The organism is Pseudomonas sp. ENNP23 (genome assembly GCF_001728945.1).
GTDB lineage: Bacteria > Pseudomonadota > Gammaproteobacteria > Pseudomonadales > Pseudomonadaceae > Metapseudomonas > Metapseudomonas otitidis.
This window is the reverse complement of sequence record NZ_LYSP01000013.1, coordinates 38,059-60,766: the sequence shown is the minus strand read 5'-3', so window position 1 is coordinate 60,766 and position 22,708 is coordinate 38,059. Positions and strand designations below refer to the sequence as shown.

General features: G+C 67.4%; 21 protein-coding genes and 1 CRISPR repeat array. Of the genes, 6 read left to right on the top strand and 15 right to left on the bottom strand.

All coding sequences use genetic code 11. The features are described 5' to 3' along the window. Window positions 1-17: 17 nt before the first annotated feature. The 4 genes from arfA to leuS all read right to left on the bottom strand — a co-directional run bounded on the left by arfA (window position 18) and on the right by leuS (window position 4,618). A complete protein-coding gene (arfA, locus tag A9G05_RS09825; RefSeq protein WP_044410741.1) occupies window positions 18-170 on the bottom strand; it encodes an alternative ribosome rescue factor ArfA in 153 nt (50 codons plus the stop codon). Window positions 171-245: 75 nt separating this feature from the next. Next, complete coding sequence (gene holA, locus A9G05_RS09820) at window positions 246-1,283, bottom strand: DNA polymerase III subunit delta (RefSeq protein WP_069560797.1); 1,038 nt, start codon at window positions 1,281-1,283, stop codon at window positions 246-248. Window positions 1,284-1,329: 46 nt separating this feature from the next. Continuing rightward, a complete protein-coding gene (gene lptE, locus A9G05_RS09815; RefSeq protein WP_069560796.1) occupies window positions 1,330-1,941 on the bottom strand; it encodes an LPS assembly lipoprotein LptE in 612 nt (203 codons plus the stop codon). 55 nt (window positions 1,942-1,996) lie between these two features. Beyond that, complete coding sequence (gene leuS / locus A9G05_RS09810; RefSeq protein ID WP_069560795.1) at window positions 1,997-4,618, bottom strand: leucine--tRNA ligase; 2,622 nt, start codon at window positions 4,616-4,618, stop codon at window positions 1,997-1,999. A 231-nt stretch (window positions 4,619-4,849) separates the two neighbouring features. On the opposite strand from leuS, the gene A9G05_RS09800 reads away from it, so the two are divergent. Further along, window positions 4,850-5,290, top strand: coding sequence for a hypothetical protein (locus A9G05_RS09800; protein ID WP_069560793.1), 441 nt, complete (start codon window positions 4,850-4,852; stop codon window positions 5,288-5,290). Window positions 5,291-5,315: 25 nt separating this feature from the next. Continuing rightward, a complete protein-coding gene (locus tag A9G05_RS09795; RefSeq protein WP_069560792.1) occupies window positions 5,316-6,098 on the top strand; it encodes a YdcF family protein in 783 nt (260 codons plus the stop codon). Window positions 6,099-6,104: 6 nt separating this feature from the next. On the opposite strand, the gene lnt is transcribed toward A9G05_RS09795, so the two are convergent. The 5 genes from lnt to miaB all read right to left on the bottom strand — a co-directional run bounded on the left by lnt (window position 6,105) and on the right by miaB (window position 11,476). After that, complete coding sequence (gene lnt / locus A9G05_RS09790) at window positions 6,105-7,625, bottom strand: apolipoprotein N-acyltransferase (protein WP_069560791.1); 1,521 nt, start codon at window positions 7,623-7,625, stop codon at window positions 6,105-6,107. A gap of 93 nt (window positions 7,626-7,718) precedes the next feature. Continuing rightward, a complete protein-coding gene (locus A9G05_RS09785; RefSeq protein WP_069560790.1) occupies window positions 7,719-8,558 on the bottom strand; it encodes an HlyC/CorC family transporter in 840 nt (279 codons plus the stop codon). Between the two features lie 19 nt (window positions 8,559-8,577). After that, window positions 8,578-9,036, bottom strand: a complete 459-nt coding sequence (gene ybeY / locus A9G05_RS09780) for an rRNA maturation RNase YbeY (RefSeq protein ID WP_069560789.1) — start codon at window positions 9,034-9,036, stop codon at window positions 8,578-8,580. After that, window positions 9,029-10,048, bottom strand: coding sequence for a PhoH family protein (locus A9G05_RS09775; RefSeq protein ID WP_069560788.1), 1,020 nt, complete (start codon window positions 10,046-10,048; stop codon window positions 9,029-9,031). The genes ybeY and A9G05_RS09775 overlap by 8 nt, the downstream gene beginning before the upstream one ends. Before the next feature lie 87 nt (window positions 10,049-10,135). Next, window positions 10,136-11,476: a tRNA (N6-isopentenyl adenosine(37)-C2)-methylthiotransferase MiaB gene (gene miaB, locus A9G05_RS09770; protein ID WP_044410879.1), complete on the bottom strand. Its 1,341-nt coding sequence runs from the start codon at window positions 11,474-11,476 to the stop codon at window positions 10,136-10,138. Between the two features lie 128 nt (window positions 11,477-11,604). On the opposite strand from miaB, the gene A9G05_RS09765 reads away from it, so the two are divergent. Then, window positions 11,605-11,937, top strand: coding sequence for a DUF1820 family protein (locus tag A9G05_RS09765; RefSeq protein WP_069560787.1), 333 nt, complete (start codon window positions 11,605-11,607; stop codon window positions 11,935-11,937). A gap of 12 nt (window positions 11,938-11,949) precedes the next feature. Here the strand turns inward: A9G05_RS09765 and A9G05_RS09760 are convergent, their stop codons facing one another. The 4 genes from A9G05_RS09760 to A9G05_RS09745 form a co-directional block, all read right to left on the bottom strand. Next, on the bottom strand, window positions 11,950-12,498 hold the full coding sequence (locus A9G05_RS09760) for a tetratricopeptide repeat protein (RefSeq protein ID WP_044410710.1): 549 nt from the start codon (window positions 12,496-12,498) through the stop codon (window positions 11,950-11,952). 174 nt (window positions 12,499-12,672) lie between these two features. Then, window positions 12,673-13,962: a glutamate-1-semialdehyde 2,1-aminomutase gene (hemL, locus tag A9G05_RS09755; RefSeq protein ID WP_069560786.1), complete on the bottom strand. Its 1,290-nt coding sequence runs from the start codon at window positions 13,960-13,962 to the stop codon at window positions 12,673-12,675. A gap of 32 nt (window positions 13,963-13,994) precedes the next feature. Next, window positions 13,995-14,624: a thiamine phosphate synthase gene (thiE, locus tag A9G05_RS09750; RefSeq protein WP_069560785.1), complete on the bottom strand. Its 630-nt coding sequence runs from the start codon at window positions 14,622-14,624 to the stop codon at window positions 13,995-13,997. Next, on the bottom strand, window positions 14,621-15,418 hold the full coding sequence (locus A9G05_RS09745; protein ID WP_069560784.1) for a hydroxymethylpyrimidine/phosphomethylpyrimidine kinase: 798 nt from the start codon (window positions 15,416-15,418) through the stop codon (window positions 14,621-14,623). Before A9G05_RS09745 ends, thiE begins: the two co-directional genes overlap by 4 nt. A 264-nt stretch (window positions 15,419-15,682) precedes the next feature. Here A9G05_RS09745 and A9G05_RS09740 point away from each other — a divergent pair, with 264 nt between their 5' ends. From A9G05_RS09740 to A9G05_RS09730, 3 genes are all read left to right on the top strand, one after another. Further along, on the top strand, window positions 15,683-18,073 hold the full coding sequence (locus tag A9G05_RS09740) for a hybrid sensor histidine kinase/response regulator (RefSeq protein ID WP_069560840.1): 2,391 nt from the start codon (window positions 15,683-15,685) through the stop codon (window positions 18,071-18,073). A 105-nt stretch (window positions 18,074-18,178) separates the two neighbouring features. After that, on the top strand, window positions 18,179-18,817 hold the full coding sequence (locus tag A9G05_RS09735) for a TetR/AcrR family transcriptional regulator (protein WP_069560783.1): 639 nt from the start codon (window positions 18,179-18,181) through the stop codon (window positions 18,815-18,817). 169 nt (window positions 18,818-18,986) lie between these two features. Beyond that, a complete protein-coding gene (locus tag A9G05_RS09730; RefSeq protein ID WP_069560782.1) occupies window positions 18,987-20,636 on the top strand; it encodes an acyl-CoA dehydrogenase family protein in 1,650 nt (549 codons plus the stop codon). Window positions 20,637-20,719: 83 nt separating this feature from the next. Next, window positions 20,720-21,115: direct repeats of the CRISPR family, unit length 28 nt; unit sequence GTGTTCCCCACGGGTGTGGGGATGAACC. 91 nt (window positions 21,116-21,206) lie between these two features. On the opposite strand, the gene A9G05_RS09725 is transcribed toward A9G05_RS09730, so the two are convergent. Further along, window positions 21,207-22,358, bottom strand: coding sequence for an MFS transporter (locus A9G05_RS09725; protein ID WP_069560781.1), 1,152 nt, complete (start codon window positions 22,356-22,358; stop codon window positions 21,207-21,209). 118 nt (window positions 22,359-22,476) lie between these two features. After that, window positions 22,477-22,620 (bottom strand): hypothetical protein, encoded by a 144-nt coding sequence (locus tag A9G05_RS27615; protein ID WP_160158606.1) that lies wholly within the window; start codon window positions 22,618-22,620, stop codon window positions 22,477-22,479. Between the last annotated feature and the right edge of the window lie 88 nt (window positions 22,621-22,708).

Sequence of the window (22,708 nt, the reverse complement as noted above, 5' to 3'; positions counted from 1 at the left end):
GCACGGATGCCGGGTTTTCAGGCGGCCAGAAGCGAAGAAGCCTCCCAGTTACGGGAGGCTTCTCTGCGGTAGCTGCCTTTGCCTTTAAGTGGCTGTTCCTGGCGGCTGCGGAACAGGGGTTGGGCGACGATGCTCTTCGCCTTGTTGGGTTTCTTGCGTTGCTTGGCCATGGCCGACTCTCCACTGGGCGCCTGCGGATTTGCAGGCGCGCGCATCTTGCGCCCGCGTGCGGGCGATGTCCAGTGTCAGGCGGCGGGTATGGGCAGGCGCTGGCCGGCAAGGCTGAGGGCCAGGTGTGCCAGGCCGATCCACGGATCACCTGGGGCCTGCCCCTTGATCTGCGCATCGATGCGTTGGGCATCGCTGAGCAGTTGGTTCCAGCGAGAAGCCGGGTGACGTTGCAGGGCGCGGCTGACCAGTGGGCGGCGCTTGTCCCAGACCGGGGGGCGGGCCGAGGCGAAGGCTTTCTCCAGTGGCACGCCCTGGGCGTATTGCTGGGCGATGCCGGCCAGCTGACGCAGCTCACGAGCAAGGGCCCAGAGGATCACCGGGGTTTCCACCCCTTCGCCCCGCAGGCCTTCGAGGGTGCGCAGGGTGTGTGCGGGTTCGCCGTTGAGTGCGGCGTCGATCAGGCCGAAGACATCGAAACGGGCGCTGTCGGCAACGGCCGCCTGGACCGTGGCGGCGTCCACCTGAGCGCCTTCGGCAAGCAGCTTGAGCTTCTCGATCTCCTGGGCGGCGGCCAGCAGATTGCCTTCCACCCGGGCGGCGATCAGGTCCACCGCTTCCTGGCTCGCGGCCAGGCCGGCCTGGGCCATGCGCTGGCGGATCCACTGCGGCAGCTGGTGGGCGTCCACCGGCCAGATCTGGATGAACTGGGCGTCCGCGCCGTCGATCAGGGCCTTGGCCCACTTGGTCTTCTGCGTGCTGCCATCCAGCTTAGGCAGGCTGACCAGCAGGACGGTGTCTTCCGGCGGGCGGGCCAGGTATTCCATCAGGGCTGCTGCGCCCTTGTCGCCGGGTTTGCCGGAGGGCAGGCGCAGTTCGATCAGGCGGCGCTCGGCGAACAGCGACAGGCTGGCTCCGGCCTCCAGCAGCAGGCCCCAGTCGAAGTTGTTCTCGGCGTTGAACACCTGGCGCTCGCTGAAGTCGCGGGTTCGGCAGGCGCTTCGGATAGCGTCGCAGGCTTCCTGGCAGAGCAGAGGCTCGTCACCGCTGACGACATAGACGGGGGCGAGATTGCCTTGCAGGTGTTTGCTGAGCTGGGCGGCGTTGAGCTTCATGGGGGAGGGCTGCCCGGCTGCGCGATCACGCAACCGGGCGGAGCACTTACTTGATGGGCAACTGCAGCGGGGACTGCTGCGGCTGCTGCGCTTCTTCCGCGCGGCGGGCGGCTTCCAGCGCATCGGCTTCGGCCTGGGCTTTGGCTTCCGCCTGGGCCTGCAGCGTGTCCAACTGCTCAGGGGTGATCAGCTGCAGGCGCATGGCCACCTGCTGGATCATGTCGCGGCGCATTTCCTGGCGCAGTTGCGCGGATTCCTGATCGGAAGCGATCAGGTTGTTGCTGTCGTGCGTGTAGTAGCGCTGCACATCGACACGGTCCTGCATCAGCAGCAGGTCTTTCTGACCACCGCGGATCTCGTAGTCCAGGGTGTTGCTCAACTGGTACTCGGAGGTGCGCGAGTTTCCGCTGTAGCTGGCGGAGCGGCTTTCTTCCTGTTCGCGGGTCAGGACGATGCGGTAGGGCGCACCGGCGTGCACCTTGACGTGGCTGCGCTTGAGCAACTGGCGCAGTTGCTTGACGGTTTCGCCGTAGGTGTTGCGGGCGGTGACGTCCACTTCCTTGAGGGCGAACTGGGTGTCGCCGGTGCCGCGAAGCTGGAAGCCGCAGGCGCCGAGTGTCAGCGTCAGGCCCAGGACCAGCAGATTCCGTTTCTTCATCGTTGGTTTTCCCCTTGGCGAATCGCCGGGGCTGCGCGGCAGCCCCGGTGTGAAGTCAGTTGGCGACAATGTTGACCAGCTTGCCCGGGACCACGATCACCTTGCGGATGGTCAGGCCTTCGGTGAAGCGCAGCACGTTCTCGTTGGCGCGGGCGGTCGCCTCGACGGCCTCGCGGCTGGCGTCGGCCGCCACCTCGATCTGGCCACGGAGCTTGCCGTTGACCTGCACCACCAGTTGCAGGGTGTCCTGCACCAGGGCGCTTTCGTCGACCTTCGGCCAGGCCGCGTCGATGACGGCATCGGCATGGCCCAGTTCGCGCCAGATCTCATGGCAGATGTGCGGGGTGATCGGGGCCAGCAGCAGGGCCACGGTCTCCAGGCCTTCCTGGAGCAGGGCGCGGTCCTGGGCGTCCGCCTGCGGGGCCTTCTCCAGCACGTTCATCAGGGTCATCACGGCGGCGATGGCGGTGTTGAACTTGTGGTGCTGGCCGACGTCCTGGCTGGCCTGCTTGATGGCCAGATGGATGGCGCGGCGCACCTCCTTCTGGGCATCGGAGAGGGCGCTGGTGTCAAGCGCAGCCGGCAGGCCGGCATTGACATGGGCCTGGGCCAGGCGCCAGACGCGGCGCAGGAAGCGACTGGCGCCTTCGACGCCAGCGTCGGACCACTCCAGGCTCATGTCCGGCGGCGAGGCGAACATCATGAACAGGCGGCAGGTGTCGGCGCCGTAGGCGTCGATCATGGCCTGCGGGTCCACACCGTTGTTCTTCGACTTGGACATCTTCTCGGTGCCGCCGATTTCCACCGGCAGGCCGTCGGTCTTCAGGCGTGCGCCGATGACCTTGGCTTTGGCGTCACGCTCGACCTCGACATCGGCCGGGTTGAACCAGTCCTTGCCGCCGTTGGAGGCAGTGCGGTAGTAGGTCTCGGCGACCACCATGCCCTGGGTCAGCAGGTTCTTGAATGGCTCGTTGGAGCTGACCAGGCCTTCGTCACGCATCAGCTTGTGGAAGAAACGCGCGTAGAGCAGGTGCAGGATGGCGTGCTCGATGCCGCCGATGTACTGGTCCACCGGCAGCCAGTGGTTGGCAGCAGCCGGGTCGACCATGCCCTTGTCGTAGGTGGGCGAGGCGTAGCGGGCGAAGTACCAGGAGCTTTCCACGAAGGTGTCCATGGTGTCGGTTTCGCGCTTGGCCGCCGTGCCGCATTTCGGGCAGGTGCATTCGTAGAACTCGGGCATCTTCGCCAGCGGGCTGCCGGCGCCGTTCGGTACCACGTCTTCGGGCAGCACGACGGGCAACTGGTCCTCGGGGACCGGCACGTCGCCGCAGCTCGGGCAATGGATGATCGGGATCGGGCAGCCCCAGTAGCGCTGGCGGCTGATGCCCCAGTCGCGCAGGCGGAACTGGGTGCGCGACTGGCCGAGACCCTTCTTCTGCAGGGCCACTTCGATGGCGTCGAAGGCGCCCTGGAAGTCCAGGCCGTCGAACGCGCCGGAGTTGATCAGCTGGCCGTGCTCGCCGTAGGCGTCCTGCCAGGGAGCGGGGGTCTCGTCACCGGCGCTGGTGCGCACCACCGGCTTGACCGGCAGGTTGTACTTGGCGGCAAAGGCGAAGTCGCGTTCGTCGTGGGCCGGGACGGCCATCACGGCGCCTTCGCCATAGTTCATCAGCACGTAGTTGGCGACCCACACCGGAAGCTTCTCACCGGTCAGCGGGTGCTCGACGAACAGTGGGGTGGCCAGGCCTTTCTTCTCCTGGGTGGCGATGTCGGCTTCGGCGACGCCGCCGCGCTTGCACTCGTCGATGAAGGCCTGCAGCTCGGCGGCCTGGTCGGCCGGCAGCTTGGTCAGGGCGATGGCGGCCAGCGGGTGCTCGGCGGCCACGGCCACGTAAGTGGCGCCCATCAGGGTGTCGGGGCGGGTGGTGAAGACCTTCAGTACGCCGTCCTGGCCGATGCTGTCGGCGTCATAGGGGAAGCTGACCTCCATCCCGCGGGACTTGCCGATCCAGTTACGCTGCATGGTCTTGACCTGCTCGGGCCAGCCCGGCAGGTCGTCGAGGCTGCTGAGCAGCTCTTCGGCGTAGGCGGTGATCTTGAAGTAGTACATCGGGATTTCGCGCTTCTCGATCAGCGCGCCCGAACGCCAGCCACGGCCGTCGATGACCTGCTCGTTGGCCAGTACGGTCTGGTCCGCGGGGTCCCAGTTCACGGTGCCGTTCTTGCGGTAGATCACGCCCTTCTCGAACAGGCGGGTGAACAGCCACTGTTCCCAGCGGTAGTAGTCCGGCTTGCAGGTGGTGACCTCGCGGGACCAGTCGATCGCCAGGCCCAGGCTCTTCAGCTGGGCCTTCATGTAGGCGATGTTCTCGTAGGTCCACTTGGCGGGGGCGACGTTGTTCTTCATGGCGGCGTTTTCCGCCGGCATGCCGAAGGCGTCCCAGCCCATGGGCTGCAGCACGTTCTTGCCCTGCATGCGTTGGTAGCGGGCAATCACGTCGCCGATGGTGTAGTTGCGCACGTGCCCCATGTGTAGCTTGCCGCTCGGGTAGGGGAACATGGACAGGCAATAGAAGGTGTCCTTGCCGGCCTGCTCGCTCACTTCAAAGGATTTATGCGCGTCCCAATGGGCCTGCGCGGCGGCTTCGATATCACGGGGCTGGTAGTTTTCGTGCATGGCTACTTGCGCTGATAAATGGGCATCGGATCGCGGCCGTGAAGGGCGCTGAACCGCTTGCGAAACGTAAATTCAAGCGCCGTAGCATACATGAGCGCCGTTGGCAGAGGGAAACCCTGATTGTGCGGCGCGCGCGCCCCGCCGCCGTTTGTCGCGGCCATCCTGCGCGGGCTCTGGCGACCGCTAAGCTTCTGTTTCATGAGGGCGCTGCAGGGCGTGTCGAGGTGCTGCATGGTGGAGACGAGGCGGGCAGAAACGGCGGGTGGGCTGTATGAGCGTCTGCTGCATCGCCTGGCCCTGGCGCTGGACGAGGCGGATACGGCCGAACGGTTGCGCAACGAACACCCGAGCGAGCTGGAGCTCAAGGGGCTGACCCCCGCCGAGCTGGCGCTGATCCGGGCCTACCTCGACAAGGACCTCCATTGGTTGCGCGGTTGGCACGCTGCCGCCGAGGAGCTCGCCCTCATCGAGCAGCAACCCACCCGTGCGGCCAAGCCCGTGCGCAATTCCAAGAGCAGTCCGCCGCCGCGCGCGGCCAAGCCGCTGTTCAAGCGGCGGCAGCAACTGTTGTGCGCACTCTGTGGCGCGCCGGCCAATTGGCAGCGTGGCCAGGGCGTCCAGGCCTGCGCCACCTGCGGGTCCCAGCTTTTCCGCGCCGGCAATCCCCGTTAGGCTTCGCGCACCTTTGGAGGTGCCGATGCCGATTCGCTATCTGTTCAAACAACTGCTGATGCCGCCAGGCATCCTTTTGGTCCTGCTGTTGCTGGCCTGGTGGTGGCGCGTGCGTCGCCCCCGCCTGGCGCTCGCCTGTTTCCTGATGGGGTTCGGTGGCCTGTGGACGATGAGCCTGCCGGTGGCAGTGGAAACCCTGGCCGGCTGGCTGGAGACCGAACCGCCCTTGCAGGAGGCGCGTTGGGCCGAGCTGCCCGGGCGCGCCCAGGCCATCGTTGTGCTGGGGGCCGGGCGGGTGCGCGACGACCCTGCCTGGGAGGGCGACCAGCCCAGCCTGCTGGCTATGGAGCGCATGCGTTATGCCGCGCGGATCGCCAAGGCCACTCAACTACCGGTGCTGGTCACTGGCGGTTTCCACTACGGCCAGCCGCCCAGCGAGGCGGCGATCATGGCCGAGTCGTTCGAGCGTGATCTGGGCGTGCCGGTGCGCTGGCGGGAAGAGGCGAGCCGGACCACCTGGGAGAACGCCGTGGAGTCGGCGCGTATCCTCAAGGCCGAAGGTGTCGAGCGGGTGGTGCTGGTGACCCAGGCCTTCCACATGCAGCGCGCACGCTGGTGCTTCGAGCAGGCGGGGTTGGAGGTGGTCACAGCGCCGTCGTCGTTCCTGTCCTCTCCCAATTCACGGCCGTTCGGCGGTTGGCTGCCGGAGACGGTGGCGGTGTGGCACAGCGGGATGTTGCTCAACGAGGCGCTGGGCCTGCTGGCCTACCCGCTGGCGTACCGCCCGGGAGCGGTTGCCAGCGAGTGAGTCGGGTCAGACCGTCTTGGCGATGCGGCTGGCCAGCAGGGCCCAGCCGAACAGCAGGCCGCAGAGGATGGCCAGCGGCCAGGAGCGCCATTTCAGGTACGGGGTGAGGCCCTGCATGGGCTCCACCTGGCCGTAGAGCAAGGCCTTCTCGAACTGCGGGATGGCGGTTTCGATGCGGCCGAAGGGGTCGATCAACACAGTGACGCCGTTGTTGGTGGCGCGGATCATCCAGCGCCCGGCCTCCAGCGCCCGCATCTGCGCCATCTGCAGGTGCTGCAGCGGGCCGATGGAGGTGCCGAACCAGGTGTCGTTGGACACGGTCAGCAGCAGGTCGCTCTGAGCGGCCAGGTCGGCGGCGAACTCGGGGTAGACCACTTCGTAGCAGATGTACGGCGCGATCCTGTAGCCCTTGGCCAGCAGCGGCGGCTGGTCGGCGGGGCCGCGGGCGAAGTCGGACATGGGCAGGTCGAAGAAGGCGATCAGCCCGCGCAGCACATCCTGCAGCGGTACGTATTCGCCGAACGGCACCAGTTGCTGCTTGAGGTAGGTGCCCTGGCCGTCGCCGACCACGGTGATGCCGTTGTAGTAGCGCTTCTCGCCCCGCTCGTTGGCCTGGCGGATCGGTACGCCGGTGATCAGCGCGGCCTGGCGGTCGTGGGCGACGCGGCCCATGACGGAGAGGAAGCCTTCGGCGTGTTCCTTCAATACCGGTACGGCAGTTTCCGGCCAGATGATCAGGTCGGTGCGGCGCGCCGCCAGGGTCATGTCGCGGTAGAGCGCCAACTGGGCTTCCAGCTGCGCCGGGTCCCATTTCAGGTTCTGCTCCACGTTGCCCTGCAGGGCGACCACGTCGAGCTTCTCGCCCAGCGGTCGGGTCCAGGCGTGGTCCTTGAGGGCCAGCCCGGTGATCCAGGGGGCCGCCAGCAGACCCAAGGCGGCGATCAGGAACGCTGGGGCCCGGCGCAGGCGCACCAGGTTGACCAGCAGGGCAGCGCTCAGGGCGAGGGCGAACGACACCAGCCAGACACCGCCGAGCGGGGCCAGGCCCGCCAGGGGACCATCCAGCTGGCTGTAGCCGGCGTAGAGCCAGGGGAAACCGGTGAGGAACCAGCCGCGGAAGGTCTCCTGGGCCAGCCACAGCGCGGCGAAGGCCAGGGCGTCGGCCAGTGGGGCCTCGTTGCGGCGGAACCAGCGTGCCCAGAGCGCGGCGGGAATGGCGAAGAACAAGGCCACGCCAGCGCAGAAGCCAGCGGTGAGGAAGGCGGCCAGCGGCGCCGAGGCGCCGCCGTAGTCGTGGATGCTGACGTAGATCCAGCTGGTGCCGGCGATGAACAGGCCGAAGCCGTAGCACCAGCCCCGGCCGAAGGCGGCCTTGGGGCCGAGTCCGCGCAGGCCTAGGTAGAACAGGGCGAGGGACAGCAGCGACAGCGGCCAGTAGTCGAAGGGCGCCATGGCCAGCGGAGTGAGGGCGCCGGCGGCCAGGGCCAGCAGGTTGCCCGGCCAGCCGGGGCGGGTGATCCAGTTCATGCGCAATCCTTGGGCGGGGCAGTGGAGGGCCCGGAACGCCGCGCAGTCTAGCCGGGCCACGCCCGCGCCGGGAAGCGACGGGCGTGGGGGCGGTCAGCGGTTGATCGGGCTGAGGCGCAGCAGGTGCAGGCGGCGGCTGTCGGCGTTGAGCACGCGGAAGCGGAAGCCGCCGAACTCCGTGGTCTCGTTACGCTTGGGCAGGTGTCCGAAGGCACCCATGACCAGGCCGCCGATGGTGTCGAACTCGTCTTCGGAGAAGTCGGTTTCGAAGAAGCTGTTGAAGGTATCCACCGGGGTCAGCGCCTTGACGATGAAGTCGCCGCTGGGGAGCGGCTTGATGTAGCTGTCTTCCTCGACGTCGTGCTCGTCCTCGATGTCACCGACGATCTGCTCCAGCACGTCCTCGATGGTCACCAGGCCTGCCACGCCGCCGTATTCGTCGATGACCACGGCCATGTGGTTGTGGTTGGCGCGGAACTCGCGGAGCAGCACGTTGAGGCGCTTGGATTCGGGCACGAAGGTGGCCGGACGCAGCAGCTCCTTGATGTTGAAGGGGCGGTCGGGGTCCTGGAGGATCAGCGGCAGCAGGTCCTTGGCCAGGAGGATGCCCATGACGTCGTCCAGGCCTTCGCCGATCACCGGGTAGCGCGAGTGCGCGGCGTCGATGATGGCGGGGAGGAACTCGCGGGGTGTCTGGGTGGCCTTGATGCTGATCATCTGCGAGCGCGGCACCATGATGTCGCGCACCTGCAGGTCAGCCACCTGGATGGCACCCTCGACGATGGACAGCGCCTCGCTGTCCAGCAGTTTGTTCTGGTGGGCTTCGCGCAGTAGCTCCAGCAGCTCCTGGCGGCTTTTCGGCTCATGGGCAAAGGCCTGGGTCAGCTTTTCCAGCCAGGACCTGTGCCCGTTGCTCGATCGATCTTCGCTCATATGTCCTTGCTCGGGTTTCTCACTCGTCGTCGCGGTACGGGTCGGGGTGGCCGAGTTCGGCCAGCAGTTCCCGTTCCAGCGCTTCCATTTCTTCGGCTTCCTCGTCCTCGATGTGGTCGTAACCCAGGAGGTGCAGGCAGCCGTGAATCACCAGGTGCGCCCAGTGGGCATCGAGGGCCTTGCTCTGCTCGGCGGCCTCGCGGGCCACCACCGGGGCGCAGATCACCAGGTCGCCCAGCAGCGGGATGTCGAGGAACTCCTCGGGTACGTCGGCGGGGAAGGACAGCACGTTGGTGGCGTAGTCCTTGTGCCGCCAGGTGCGGTTCAGCTCGCGGCCCTCGGGCTCGTCCACCAGGCGGATGGTCAGCTCCGAGTCGCCCTGGCGCTGGCGCAGGGCCAGGGTGCACCAGCGGCGGAAGTCGGCTTCGCCGGGCAGGTCACTGGCCTCGCTGGCCAGTTGCAGGTCGAGTTCAAGCATCGGGGTTGATCGCACCCGGATCGTTGTCTGCAGGACGCGGCTTGGCCTGGCTGCGGTTGTCGTAGCGGTCATAGGCTTCGACGATGCGCTGCACCAGCGGGTGGCGGACCACGTCGTGGGATTTGAAGTGGGTGAAGGCGATGCCGGGCACGTCACGCAGCACGTCGATCACATGAGCCAGGCCGGAGCGGGTGCCCCGGGGCAGGTCGACCTGGGTGATGTCGCCGGTGATGACGGCCGTGGAGCCGAAGCCGATACGGGTCAGGAACATCTTCATCTGCTCGAGGGTGGTGTTCTGACTCTCGTCGAGAATGATGAAGCTGTTGTTAAGGGTGCGGCCACGCATGTAGGCCAGCGGGGCGACCTCGATCACCTGCTTTTCGATCAGCTTGGCCACCTGCTCGAAGCCGAGCATCTCGTAGAGAGCGTCATAGAGTGGGCGCAGGTAGGGGTCGATCTTCTGGGTCAGGTCGCCGGGGAGGAAGCCCAGCTTCTCGCCGGCTTCCACCGCCGGGCGTACCAGCAGGATGCGGCGCACCTGCTCGCGCTCCAGGGCGTCGACGGCGCAGGCGACGGCCAGGTAGGTCTTGCCGGTGCCGGCCGGGCCGATGCCGAAGTTGATGTCGTGGTCGAGGATGGACTTCACGTAGCGCTGTTGGTTGATGCCGCGCGGACGGATCATGCCCTTGCGGGTGCGCAGGGCGACGCTGGCTTCCATCTTGGGGTTGGCCAGCTCGTCCATGCCGGTTTCCCGGAGGAACAGGTGGACCATGTCCGGGGACAGCTCGGTGGCTTCGGTCTCACGGTAGAGGCGGCGCAGCAGGTGCTCGGTGGCCTGGGTGCGCTGGGGATCGCCCACCAGCTCGAACTGGTTGCCGCGGTTGCGGATCTCGATGGCCATGCGCTGCTCGATCAGCCGCAGGTGTTCGTCGAACTGGCCACAGAGGTTGGCGAATCGACGTGCCTCGAAGGGCTCCAGGGTGAAGCGGTGCAAATCCAGGGGTGCGTTCAATGTCGTGGGTTCTTGGTCGCCGTTGGCAGGTCAGGAGATGGAGCATAAACCCAGGTGCCCGGCTGCGGAAGCACGGGCACCGGGATTTCAGTGCAGTGTGTCCTCGATCAGCGTGCCGCGCAGGGAGTGGGGCAGGGCGTCGTCGATGTGCACGTCGACGAACTGGCCGATAAGGCGCGGATTGGCGCTGCGGAAGTTGACGATGCGGTTGTTCTCGGTGCGGCCCTGGAGCATGCCCGGGTCCTTCTTGGAGAAGTCGCTCACCAGGATGCGCTGGACGGTGCCGACCATGCGGCGGCTGTTCTCGAAGCCCTGCTGGTGGATGCGGGCCTGGAGGATCTGCAGACGCTGCTTCTTCACCTCTTCCGGGGTGTCGTCGGGCAGGTCGGCGGCCGGGGTGCCGGGGCGCGAGCTGTAGACGAAGGAGAAGGAGAAGTCGAAGCCGACGTCTTCCACCAGCTTCATGGTGGCCTCGAAGTCCTTGTCGGTCTCGCCGGGGAAACCGACGATGAAGTCGGAGCTGATGCAGATATCCGGTACCGCCGCCTTGAGCTTGCGGATGCGCGACTTGTATTCCAGTGCGGTGTGGTTGCGCTTCATCGCCGCGAGGATGCGGTCCGAGCCGGCCTGTACCGGCAGGTGGACGAACTTCACCAGCTCCGGCACTTCGGCGTGGGCCTGGATCAGCGCGTCGGAGAACTCCAGCGGGTGCGAGGTGGTGTAGCGGATGCGGTCGATGCCGTCGACAGCGGCGACCACGCGGATCAGCTCGGCGAAGTCGGCGATGCGCCCGTCGTGGGTCTGGCCGCGGTAGCCGTTGACGTTCTGGCCCAGCAGGGTGACCTCGCGCACGCCGTTCTCGGCCAGGTGGATCACCTCGGCCAGCACGTCGTCGAAGGGCCGGCTGACTTCCTCGCCACGGGTGTAGGGCACCACGCAGAAGGTGCAGTACTTGCTGCAGCCTTCCATCACCGAGACGAAGGCACTGGGGCCGTCGACGCGGGGCTCGGGCAGACGGTCGAACTTCTCGATCTCGGGGAAGCTGATGTCCACCTGGGGCGCGCGGGTGGTGCGCGCGGCGTCGATCATCTCCGGCAGGCGGTGCAGGGTCTGCGGGCCGAAGACCACGTCGACGTAAGGCGCGCGCTCACGGATGGCGGCGCCTTCCTGGCTGGCCACGCAGCCACCGACGCCGATCACCAGCTCGGGGTTCTGGCGTTTCAGCTCCCGCCAGCGACCGAGTTGCGAGAACACCTTCTCCTGCGCCTTCTCGCGTATGGAACAGGTATTGAGCAGGATGACGTCGGCCTCCTCGGCACGTTCGGTCATTTCCAGCGCCTGGTGTTCGCCCAGCAGGTCGGCCATGCGCGAGGAGTCGTACTCGTTCATCTGGCAGCCGTGGGTTTCGATATAGAGCTTCTTGGCCATGCACGTCAGGGTCGGGTGGTTCGAAGAACCGCGCATTATAGTCGCGGCCTGCCCGCGTTCCTAGGGTGGCGCGACCGGTCGCCGTGTTATGCTTCGCGCCCCATTTTTACCGCCGTACCGACCTTTACATGAGCAAGCACGAACCGATCTTCAAGGTGATCTTCCTCAACCAGGGCCAGGTCTACGAGATTTATGTCCGGCAGATCTTCCAGAGCGAGCTGTGGGGGTTCCTGGAGATCGAGGAGTTGGTCTTCGGCGAGCGCAACCAACTGGTGGTGGACCCCAGTGAGGAGAAGCTCAAGGCGCAGTTCGAGGGCGTGGTGCGCAGCTTCGTGCCGATGCACGCGATCATCCGCATCGACGAGGTGGAGCGCCTGGGCACGGCGAAGATCAGCGAGGCCAAGGGCACGGGCAACGTCATGCCGTTCCCCATGCCGCCCATGCCGGACAAGCGCAGCTAGGCGGCGCGGTATTCAGGGCAGGGGGGCGAAGGGCGATCCGCCGTCGGCGGTCTGCAGTTCGATGAGGTAGTTGCGGAAGATCTGCCCCAGCACCTGGGTGGCGATCTCCAGCTCGTCGGCGCGCATCTGGCCAGCCACCACGTCCGCCGAGTCCATCGCCTCGTCCGAGCCGTTCACTGCCGCCATCTTCAGCACGATGTAGGCCTGCACGTTGCTGGCCGGCACGCCTTCACCCCGGAAGAACATGTTGCCCAGGCGGAATTGCGCCTGGGCGTTGCCTTTCAGCGAGGCCTGCTCGAACCAGTTCAGGGCTTGCTGCAGGTCGCGTGGGGCGCGTTTGCCGTCGTAGTAGAACTCGCCCAGCTCGTACTGTGCGCCCGTGTCGCCGGCCTTGGCGGCCTGCTGGCAGTTGGACAGGGCTTCCTGGAGGTCTTCGGGGCGAGTGTTGAGGTTGCAGCGGCCGGACGCCGGGATCAGCAGCGAGTTGCCGCCGGCTTCGGCCAGCAGGGGAGAAAGGAGCAACAGGCTGCCCAATGTCAGGATGCGGCCGGTGCGGTTCATCAGATCACAGCGCCTCGGAAAGCAGAGCGGGCTCCCGCCCGGTCGGCGAAACGCGCCGACCGTCACATTATGAAATAAGCCGGGTGCTACTTACAAAGTCTTTGCACGCTTTTCCCGCACCCAAGCGGCAAGGCCGGTGGCCTGCACACCCGGGTGTAGGGATGGCGTAACGAATCAGCGCTTTTTCAGCTCGGCGAAGGCGCGTTCTGCGGCGTCCAGGGTGATGGCCAGTTCCTTCTCGCCGTGGGCGATGGAGGTGAAGCCGGCCTCGAAGGCGCTGGGGGCGAGGTAGACGCCGCCGTCCAGCATCAGGTGGAAGAAGCGCTTGAAGCGCTCCACGTCGCTGGCCATCACATCGTCGAAGGTGACGATGTCGTCGGCACCGCTGAAGTACAGGCCGAACATGCCGCCCGCCTGAGTGGTCACGAAGGGAATGCCGGCAGCGTCGGCGCGCTGCTGCAGGCCGTCGAGCATACGGGTGGTGTAGTCGGTCAGCTCGGCGTGGAAGCCCGGGCGGCTGATCAGCTTCAGGGTGGTCAGGCCGGCGGCCATGGCCAGCGGGTTACCGGACAGGGTGCCGGCCTGGTAGACCGGGCCCAGCGGCGCGATGCAGGACATGATCTCGCGCTTGCCGCCGAAGCAGCCTACCGGCATGCCGCCGCCGACGATCTTGCCGAAGGTGGAGAGGTCCGGGGTGACGCCGTAGTGGGCCTGAGCGCCACCCAGGGCGACGCGGAAGCCGGTCATCACCTCGTCGAAGATCAGCACCACGCCGTGCTGGTCGCACAGGCGACGCAGGCCTTCGAGGAAACCGGGAGCCGGCGGTACGCAGTTCATGTTGCCGGCGACCGGCTCGACGATGATGCAGGCCACGTTCTGGCCGACTTCACCGAGGGTCTTCTCCACCGCGCCGATGTCGTTGAAGGGCAGCGTCAGGGTGTGCTTGGCGAAGTCTGCTGGTACGCCGGCCGAACTGGGCACGCCCTGGGTCAGCAGACCGGAGCCGGCCTTGACCAGCAGGCTGTCGGAGTGACCGTGGTAGCAGCCTTCGAACTTGATGATCGCGTCGCGACCGGTGAAGCCGCGGGCCAGGCGGATGGCGCTCATGGTCGCCTCGGTGCCGGAGCTGACCATGCGCACCATCTCCATGGACGGCACCAGGGCGCAGACCAGGTCGGCCATCTCGGTTTCCATGGCGGTGGGCGCACCGTAGGAGAGGCCGTGCTGCAGTTGGCGGCGCACCGCGTCGAGCACGTCCGGGTGGCCGTGGCCGAGGATCATCGGGCCCCAGGAGCCGACGTAGTCCACGTAGCGCTTGTCGTCCTCGTCCGTCACGTAGGCGCCTTCCGCGTGCTTGAAGAACAGCGGCGTGCCGCCGACGCTCCGGAAGGCGCGGACCGGCGAGTTGACGCCGCCGGGGATGTGTTTCTGGGCGTTGGCGAACAGGGTTTCGGAACGGGACATGTCGAACTCTCTATGCAAGCGGTTGAAAGGGCTCAGGCCGGCGTGAACAGCGCACTGAAGGCGCGGGCGCGGCGTTCCACCTCGGCGGGGCCGTCGGCGGCGAACAGGGCGTGAATCACCGCCACCATGCTCGCGCCACGGGCGATCAGCGCGGGGGCGGTGTCCAGGGTCACGCCGCCGATGGCGACGATGGGCTGCTGGAAACGCTGGCGCGCCTCGTCCAGCAGTTCCGCCGTGGCGGCCGGCGCGCCGGGTTTGGTCTGGGAGTTGAAGAAGCGACCGAAGGCCACGTAGCTGGCGCCTTCGGCCAGGGCCGACTCGGCCAGGTCCAGGCGCGCATGGCAGGTGGCACCGATGACCGCGTGACGACCCAGCAGGGCGCGCGCTGCTGCGATGGAGCCATCGGTCTGACCCAGGTGTACGCCCACGCCCAGGCGGGCAGCCAGCTCGGCGTCGTCGTTGATCAGCAACTGCGCGCCGTAGCGGGTACACAGCTCACGCAGCGCCTCGGCCTCACGCAGGCGACGGGCCTCGTCGGAGGACTTGTCGCGGTACTGCAGCAAACGGGCGCCGCCCTTCAGGGCCGCCTCCACGTAGGGCAGCAGCCGGCCATCGGCGAGCAGCTGGCTGTCGGTGATGGCGTAGAGGCCGCGCAGCTTCATGAGCAGAAGTCCAGCGGCAGGCGGCGTGGCACGAACTGGCCGTGGCCCGGTTGCTCGGCGTCACGCAGGGTGCGCCAGGTGTAGTCCAGTGCCGAGCGCACCGCGCCGGGCAGGGCCTCGCCCAGGGCCAGGCGACCGGCCAGGGTGCTGGCCAGGGTGCAGCCGGAGCCGTGGTAGCTGCCGGGCAGGCGCTGGCAGGTGAAGGTGTGGCGTTCGCCATCTTCGGTGTAGAGGCGGTTGTGGACCTCGGCCTCGTCGCCATGGCCACCGGTGATCAGCAGGTTGCGGCAGAAGGGCAGCAGCTTCTCGGCGCATTCGTCGGCCGTGCCTTCGGGGAGTTCGGCCAGGATGCGCGCTTCCGGCAGGTTCGGCGTAGCGATGAGCGCCACCGGCAGCAGGCGCTCGCGCATCGCGTAGCCCACTTCGTCCTTGCCCAGTGCACCGCCGCCGCCGGCACGCAGCACCGGGTCGCAGACCAGCGGCACACCCGGCAAGCCCTGCATGATTTCCAGCACGGTCTCCACCATCTCCACCGAGCCCAGCATGCCCAGCTTCACGGCAGAGACCGGCAGATCGGCGATCACCGCACGGGCCTGGGCCAGCACCCATTCGCGGTCGAGCACGCGGAAGTCGGAAACGTTGACGGTGTCCTGAACGGTCAGGGCGGTCACGGCGGGAGCCGCGTGGCAGCCTTGGGCGATCAGGGCTTCAATGTCCGCCTGCAGACCGGCGCCGCCACTGGGGTCGTGGCCGGAAAGACAGAGGACGATAGGGCGAGAGGGGGTCGTTTTCATGGTGCGCGAGCTTACCACCTTTCCGCCGCCGGGTCGGCCCGCCGGACAGGGGCCCCGCCATCCGTCGAAAAGCGCTGAAAGGTCCGTTTGGGTGTGCCCGTAATGCCCATTCCAGAGCGGTTGAGGGGGATGGCAGAGTGCCTCCTATGGCGCCCCGATGCTGTGCTAGAGTGTGCGCATTCGAACAACCAGGCCCTGCGTGACGCTTCGGCTCCGGGAAGGAAAGGGACTTCCCGAGGCGTGCGACGGCCTTTGCGGGGCTTCATGCGTCACGTTCTCCTTTTCCTGTCCCTGTTCCTCTCCACCGCCGTGTTCGCAGTGGAGTTCGACGAGCACACCCGCCAACTGCCCCTCGGGTTGCACATGGACGTCTTCGAAGACGTCCGCGGCGATGCCACACTCGCCGACATCACCTCCCCCGCGCTGGATCGCAGCTTCCGCCGCAGCGACAAGCCCGTGCTCAATGCCGGCTATTCGCGCTCGGTGTTCTGGATCAGGCTCGACCTCAGCTATCGCCCGCGTGATCTCGGTGGCCAGCAGCCCTGGCTGCTGGAGCTGGCCTACCCGCCGCTGGACCACATCGAGCTCTACCTGCCCGACAGCGAAGGCGGCTACCGGCTCGCCCAGCGCACCGGCGACGGGTTGCCGTTCGCCAGCCGCGAGATCAAGCAGAACAACTACCTGTTCAACCTCAACCTGCAGCCCAACCAGCCTCAACGGCTTTATCTGCGGGTGAACAGCCAAGGCTCGATCCAGGTCCCGCTTACCCTCTGGTCGCCCCAGGCCTACATGGAAGAGCAGCCCGGGCGAATCTACGTGCTCGGCATCATCTACGGCGTGCTGCTGGTGATGCTCATCTACAACCTCTTCATCTACCTCAGCGTTCGCGACACCAGCTACCTCTACTACATCCTCTATATCGCCTCGTTCGGCCTCTACCAGATCTCCGTCAACGGCGCCGGCATCCAGTACTTCTGGCCCAACAGCCCCTGGTGGGCCAACGCCTCCACCCCGTTCCTGATCGGCTCCGCCGGGCTGTTCGGCTGCCAGTTCGCCCGCAGCTTCCTGCACACCGCCGACCACAGCCCCTGGATCGACCGCAGCCTGCTGGTGCTGATGGCCATCGGCGTGCTCGCCATGCTCCTGTCCCTGGTCGCCAGCTACGGCATCGCCCTGCGCCTGGCCACCACCCTGGCGCTGGTCTTCACCGTGGTCATCTTTGCCGCCGGCATCCTCGCCTGGCTGCGCGGCATGCGTGTGGCGCGCTATTTCATATTCGCCTGGAGCGCCTTCCTCGCCGGTGGGGTGATCAACACCCTCATGGTGCTCGGCTACCTGCCCAACCTCTTCATCACCATGTACGCCAGCCAGATCGGCTCCGCGCTGGAGGTGAGCCTGCTGTCCCTTGCCCTGGCCGACCGCATCAACGCCATGAAGGAAGAGCGCACCCGCATTCTCCAGGAGTCCGGGCGCAAGCTGGAGACGCTGAACCGCGAACTGGCCGAGAGCAATCGCCTCAAGGACGAGTTCCTCGCCACCGTCACCCACGAGCTGCGTACCCCCATGAACGGCGTGATCGGCTCCCTCGAACTGATGCAGACCCTCCCGCTCGACGTCGAGCTGGAGCAGTACCAGAAGACCGCCGCCAGCTCCGCCAAGGACATGATGCGGCTGGTCAACGACATCCTCGCCATGACCGAGCTGCAGGCCGGCAAGCTCTACCCCCGTCGCGAGACCTTCAGCCTGCGCGGCCTGTTCGACAGCCTGCGCGCCCAGTACGCCCCGCGCGCCGAAGAGAAGGGCCTGACCTTCGCCCTGGAGCTGGACGAAAGCCTGCCCGACACCCTCGAAGGCGATGCCGGCAAGCTTGGGCAGATCCTCGGCCACCTGCTGGACAACGCCGTCAAGTTCACCGCCCGGGGTGGCGTCATGCTGCGGGTCACCGGCCAAGGCCAGGAGCCCGGCGGCGTTCTGCGCCTGATGGTTGCGGTGGAAGACACCGGCATCGGCTTCTCCACCCCGCCCGATGGCAGCCTCTACAGCGGTTTCCGCCAGCTTGACGGCTCCATGACCCGTGCCTACGGCGGCCTCGGCATCGGCCTGGCCCTGGCGCGGCAACTGGTCGAGCTGCTCGGCGGTCAGCTCACCCACCGCTCCGAACCCGGCCAGGGCAGTTGCTTCCAACTGGCCCTCAGCCTGACTCGCCCCGCCCAGCGCGAGGCGGCCCCGATACGCCGCGCCGTCGCCCAGGCCCAGCGCCGCCCCGAGCAATGCACCGTGCTGGTGGTGGAGGACAACACCATCAACCAACTGGTGACCCGCGGCATGTTGCTCAAGCTCGGCTACCGCGTGCGTACCGCCGACAACGGCGCCGAAGCCCTCGAACTGCTGCGCCGCGAGCGCATCGACGGCGTTCTGCTCGACTGCCAGATGCCGGTCATGGACGGCTTCGCCACCTGCCGCGCCCTGCGCAGCCTGCCCGAATGCGCCGAACTGCCGGTGCTCGCCGTCACCGCCCACAGCCACAGCGGCGACCGCGAACGCTGCCTGGCGGCGGGCATGAGCGACTACCTCGCCAAGCCGGTGAAGTTCGAGGAACTGCGCACCCTGCTGCATGACTGGGTGCTTTGCCGCGCCGGCGAACATCCCGCCTGATCGGTCACCCACCGGCCGGAATGCCGCCTTCATCGTCGGGTTCCCCGCTTTCATCCAAAGTCTGAATCCTGATTCACTCACTGCCAGTGAATCAGGATTCAGACCATGTCCTACCGCGTCACCGCCCAACGAATCGACCGCGACCAGGCCCTGCGCCAACGCATCCTCGACTGCGCCCTGGCGCGGGTTGCCGAAGGCGGCTTCGCCGTCCTCACCATGCAGGCCCTGGCCGATGACGTCGGCATCGCCACCGGCAGCCTCTACCGCCACTTCCGCAACAAGGGCGAGCTGGCTGCCGAAGTCTTCGCCCGCGCCAGCCAGGTTGAAGTGGACGTGCTCAGCGAGCACCTGCGCGGCCCCGGCAGTGCTACCGAGCGACTCGCCAATGGTCTGCAACGCTTCGCCGAGCGCGCCTGGCACAGCCGCCAACTGGCCTTCGCCCTGATCGCCGAACCGGTGGAGCCGGAAGTGGACGAACAGCGCCTGCGCTTCCGCGAGGCCTATGCCGAGCGTTTCATCGAACTGCTCGAATCCGGCATCGCCAGCGGCGAATTCCAGGTCGAAGCCCCCGCCCTGGTCGCCGCCTGCCTGGTGGGCGCCATCTCCGAATCCCTGGTCGGACCGCTCTCGCCAGCCGCCCGTGCCGCCCGTGATGCCGACCAGTCGCGCAGCGAACTCGAAGCGGTCTGCCGGCACCTCGTCATCTTCTGCCTGCGTGCCGTTGGTGCGCACCCGCCTGCTTAGCAGGCCGTTGAACAACGTTAACGAGGCAGGCGATGCAAGGCGAAAACGGCCGAAAAAGCGGAGTTTACGTGCTGTAAATGAGCATTTTGATCGGACTCGCGCACGAGGGCGTTTTCAACGCCGCAGCGGCAACGCAGTTAGTTTTTCAACAGCTTGCTAGGAGGATTCCATGAGCCAGTCCCACTACGCCGAAACCCACGACGTGTTCAACCAGGTGCCCACCCTCGACGGCGCCAACCTCTACCGCCTCGACCTGCCCCTGCAGGAATGGACCCGCCGCTACGGCGCCGGCTGGGCCGAATCACGCCTCGACGTCTACGGTGCCCTGGCCGGCGGCCCGCTGATGCAGGCGGGCTTTCTCGCCAACGAACACAAGCCGGTGTTCAAGAGCCATGACCGCTACGGACATCGCGTTGACCTGGTGGAGTTCCACCCGGCCTACCACGAACTGATGCGCACCGCCGTCGAACACGGCCTCACCTCGCTGCCCTGGCAGGACCCGCGCACCGGCGCCCATGTCGCCCGCGCCGGCCTCACCTACCTGCACAGCCAGGCCGAGGCCGCCAGTGGTTGCCCGCTGACCATGACCTTCGCCGCCGTGCCCGCCATCCGCCTGCAGCCCAACCTCGCCGAGCGCTGGCTGCCGAAGATCCTCGCCACCGAATACGACCCGCGCAACGTACCCATGGAGCAGAAGCCCGGCGTCACCATCGGCATGGCCATGACCGAGAAGCAGGGCGGCACCGACGTCCGCGCCAACACCACCCGCGCCCACCCCATCGGCCTCGGCGGCCCGGGGGAGGCCTACGAGCTGGTGGGCCACAAGTGGTTCTGTTCCGCGCCCATGTGCGACGCCTTCCTCACCCTCGCCTACACCGACAAGGGCCTGTCCTGCTTCCTCCTGCCGCGCCACCGCCCGGACGGCAGCCGCAACGCCTTCTACGTCCAGCGCCTGAAGAACAAGCTGGGCAACTGGGCCAACGCCTCCAGCGAAGTGGAATACCGCGGCGCCCTGGCCTGGATGGTCGGCGAGGAAGGGCGCGGCGTGCCCACCATCATCGAAATGGTCGCCATGACCCGCTTCGACTGCATGGTCGGCTCCAGCTCCCTCATGCGTCAGGCGCTCACCCAGGCCGCCCACCACTGCGCCCACCGCAAGGTCGGCGGCAAGGTCCTGGCCGACCAGCCGCTGATGCAGAACGTCCTCGCCGACCTCGCCCTGGAGAGCGAAGCCGCCCTGGCCCTCAGCCTGCGCATGGGCCGCGCCCTCGACAACCTGCACGACGAGCAGGAAGACCGCTTCGCCCGCCTGGTCACCGCCGTCGGCAAGTACTGGATCTGCAAGCGCGCCCCCGAAATGGTCTACGAGGCCAGCGAATGCATGGGCGGCGCCGGCTACGTCGAAGAGACCATCCTCCCGCGCCTGTACCGCGAAGCCCCGGTCAACTCCATCTGGGAAGGCTCCGGCAACGTCCAGTGCCTGGACGTCCTCCGCGCCCTGTCCAAGGAGCCTGGCGTGCTCGATGCCCTGTTCAGCGAACTGGGCGACGGCCACGGCGACGCCCGCCTCGCCGCGCAGATCAACAACCTCAAGGCCGCCTTCCACGACACCGCCGACATCCAGTACCGCGCCCGCCAGCTCACCGAAGACGTCGCCGTCGCCCTCCAGGCCAAGCTCCTGCTGGAGGCCGGCAACGCCACCGTCTCCGACGCCTTCATCGCCAGCCGCCTCGGCGGCAGCGGCCGGGTCTACGGCACCCTCCCGCGCGGCATCGACGTCGAAGCCCTGGTCGCCCGCAGCACCCCGCACCTGGCCTGACGCCACCCTGGCAACAAGGGAAAACAGCCGGTAGATTTCCCGCTGCCGGCTTTTCCCTCTGGGATCAGCGGGTTACGGGAAGAGTGTTCCCCACGGGTGTGGGGATGAACCGGCGGATCTGGCGAAATCGGGTTTGCATGGGTCGTGTTCCCCACGGGTGTGGGGATGAACCCGATGCAGAGGAGAACGACCTGTGAAAACTCACGTGTTCCCCACGGGTGTGGGGATGAACCGACGCTGGCGGTGCGGATCTCGCCCTTGGTGTCGTGTTCCCCACGGGTGTGGGGATGAACCGCTCGTCGAGCAGGGCGTTGGCTTCCTGGATGTGTGTTCCCCACGGGTGTGGGGATGAGCCGAAGCGCCGCATCCCCGAGGGTGCGGTGAAAATGGTGTTCCCCACGGGTGTGGGGATGAACCGGGAGGACGGCCGGAGTCTCTGGAGGACAACTGCGTGTTCCCCACGTGCGTGGGGACGAACCCACCCCAAACCGGAATGGCCAGGCCCCACTGCGGGGCCTGCGTAGGATGGGGTGAGCTCGGCGAACCCCATCACCCAGCCGCGCCCCGGCCCTAGGCCGCCCGCTCCGCCAGCCGGCGCTGGCCGGTCAGCGCCGTGACCACGAACAGCGCCGCTGCCAGGCTCAGCGCCAGGGGCAGACCGTGGGGGCCGGTGCCCATCAACGCGCCGCTCAGCAGCGGCCCCACCAGGCTGCCGATGCCCCACAACATGCCCACGCAGGCGTTGGCCGTGACCAGGTCCTGCCCGCTGAAACGCTCGCCGATGCGCACCAGCGCCAGGGTGTAGACGCCCCCCGCCACCGCCCCCAGCAGCACAAGCGCCGGCCACAGCAGCGTGGGCCGGGTGATCAGCCAGGGCAGCGCCATGCCGATGCCCAGCGCCGCCACCCCGCAGACCAGGTGCAGGCGGCCGCGCTCGGTGCGGTCCGACAGCCAGCCCAGCGGCACCTGGCAGGCCATGTCGCCGGCCAGGATCACCGTCACCATCAGCGCCGCGATGCCCACCGCATAGCCATGGGCGCTGGCGTAGACCGGGAACAGCGACAGCACCACCGCATCGAAGAAGGCGAAGAACAGCACTCCCGTACACAGCGCCGGGGCCACCCGCAGGAAGCCCGCCAGCGAGAAGGTGCGCACCTCATCCTCGGCGGCCTGGCCCCAGCCGCCCGGCAGCCCCCGGGCCACCGCCGCCAGGGCCAGCAGGTTGGCCAGCACCACCAGTGCCACCAGCCAGGGGCTCTGCGCCCCGAGCAGGCCGATCAGCGCCGGCCCGCCCAACTGGCAGCCGGTGAAACAGGCGGCATAGAAGGCCACCACCTGGCCCCGCCTGGCCTCGTCGCACAGCACGTTGACCCAGGATTCCCCGAGGATCACCACCACCCCCATCGCCACCCCCAGCAGCAGCCGCGCCGCCACCAGCAGGGGCGTGGAGGTCGGCAGCTCCAGCGCCGCCACCGCCAGGGCGCAGAGCACGAAGCAGCCGAGGTACAACCCGCGTCCCGACAGGCGCCGGCACAGCGGCGCCACCAGAAACGCGGCCAGGATCATCCCCGCCGCCGGCATCGCACTCAGCACCCCGATCTCCAGGCTCGACGCACCGGCCTCCATCAGCCGCAGCGACACCAGGGGCAGCGTCGCCCCCATGCTCAGCCCAACCACCGACACGGCGAAGATCAGCACCAGCAGCAACACACGATGGTTCATTTCGACTCCCGCCCGCAGGTAACCGGCCCGGGCCTGGCCATGGATCAACGACAGAACGACACGCGCACGGACGCATGCCGGGAATGAGCGAAGGGAACGCCGCGCGACAGCGCAGGGCTCAGACGGGGAGGGCGGGAGGCGAGAAGGTGAAGGCGAACAGCACGCTGCGGCGACGCTTCAACAGGGCATCACGCGGCCAGGCATTGGCCGCCAGCGCCGGATCGGGCTGGGCAACAAGGGCCGGGTGCAGGGGCGTGAACATCGCAGCGGTCTTCGGTGGATAACGCGGGGCGCGCAGTCTATGCGGGGGCGGGGAGGGGGTCAATGCGTCGCAGCCGGGTGGAAACCCC

Bases quoted from the DNA above. Each gene is read 5' to 3' on its own strand.
- arfA (WP_044410741.1), bottom strand. From the start codon at position 170: ATGGCCAAGCAACGCAAGAAACCCAACAAGGCGAAGAGCATCGTCGCC.
- holA (WP_069560797.1), bottom strand. From the start codon at position 1,283: ATGAAGCTCAACGCCGCCCAGCTCAGCAAACACCTGCAAGGCAATCTC.
- lptE (WP_069560796.1), bottom strand. From the start codon at position 1,941: ATGAAGAAACGGAATCTGCTGGTCCTGGGCCTGACGCTGACACTCGGC.
- leuS (WP_069560795.1), bottom strand. From the start codon at position 4,618: ATGCACGAAAACTACCAGCCCCGTGATATCGAAGCCGCCGCGCAGGCC.
- A9G05_RS09800 (WP_069560793.1), top strand. From the start codon at position 4,850: ATGGTGGAGACGAGGCGGGCAGAAACGGCGGGTGGGCTGTATGAGCGT.
- A9G05_RS09795 (WP_069560792.1), top strand. From the start codon at position 5,316: ATGCCGATTCGCTATCTGTTCAAACAACTGCTGATGCCGCCAGGCATC.
- lnt (WP_069560791.1), bottom strand. From the start codon at position 7,625: ATGAACTGGATCACCCGCCCCGGCTGGCCGGGCAACCTGCTGGCCCTG.
- A9G05_RS09785 (WP_069560790.1), bottom strand. From the start codon at position 8,558: ATGAGCGAAGATCGATCGAGCAACGGGCACAGGTCCTGGCTGGAAAAG.
- ybeY (WP_069560789.1), bottom strand. From the start codon at position 9,036: ATGCTTGAACTCGACCTGCAACTGGCCAGCGAGGCCAGTGACCTGCCC.
- miaB (WP_044410879.1), bottom strand. From the start codon at position 11,476: ATGGCCAAGAAGCTCTATATCGAAACCCACGGCTGCCAGATGAACGAG.
- A9G05_RS09765 (WP_069560787.1), top strand. From the start codon at position 11,605: ATGAGCAAGCACGAACCGATCTTCAAGGTGATCTTCCTCAACCAGGGC.
- A9G05_RS09760 (WP_044410710.1), bottom strand. From the start codon at position 12,498: ATGAACCGCACCGGCCGCATCCTGACATTGGGCAGCCTGTTGCTCCTT.
- hemL (WP_069560786.1), bottom strand. From the start codon at position 13,962: ATGTCCCGTTCCGAAACCCTGTTCGCCAACGCCCAGAAACACATCCCC.
- thiE (WP_069560785.1), bottom strand. From the start codon at position 14,624: ATGAAGCTGCGCGGCCTCTACGCCATCACCGACAGCCAGCTGCTCGCC.
- A9G05_RS09745 (WP_069560784.1), bottom strand. From the start codon at position 15,418: ATGAAAACGACCCCCTCTCGCCCTATCGTCCTCTGTCTTTCCGGCCAC.
- A9G05_RS09740 (WP_069560840.1), top strand. From the start codon at position 15,683: ATGCGTCACGTTCTCCTTTTCCTGTCCCTGTTCCTCTCCACCGCCGTG.
- A9G05_RS09735 (WP_069560783.1), top strand. From the start codon at position 18,179: ATGTCCTACCGCGTCACCGCCCAACGAATCGACCGCGACCAGGCCCTG.
- A9G05_RS09730 (WP_069560782.1), top strand. From the start codon at position 18,987: ATGAGCCAGTCCCACTACGCCGAAACCCACGACGTGTTCAACCAGGTG.
- A9G05_RS09725 (WP_069560781.1), bottom strand. From the start codon at position 22,358: ATGAACCATCGTGTGTTGCTGCTGGTGCTGATCTTCGCCGTGTCGGTG.
- A9G05_RS27615 (WP_160158606.1), bottom strand. From the start codon at position 22,620: ATGTTCACGCCCCTGCACCCGGCCCTTGTTGCCCAGCCCGATCCGGCG.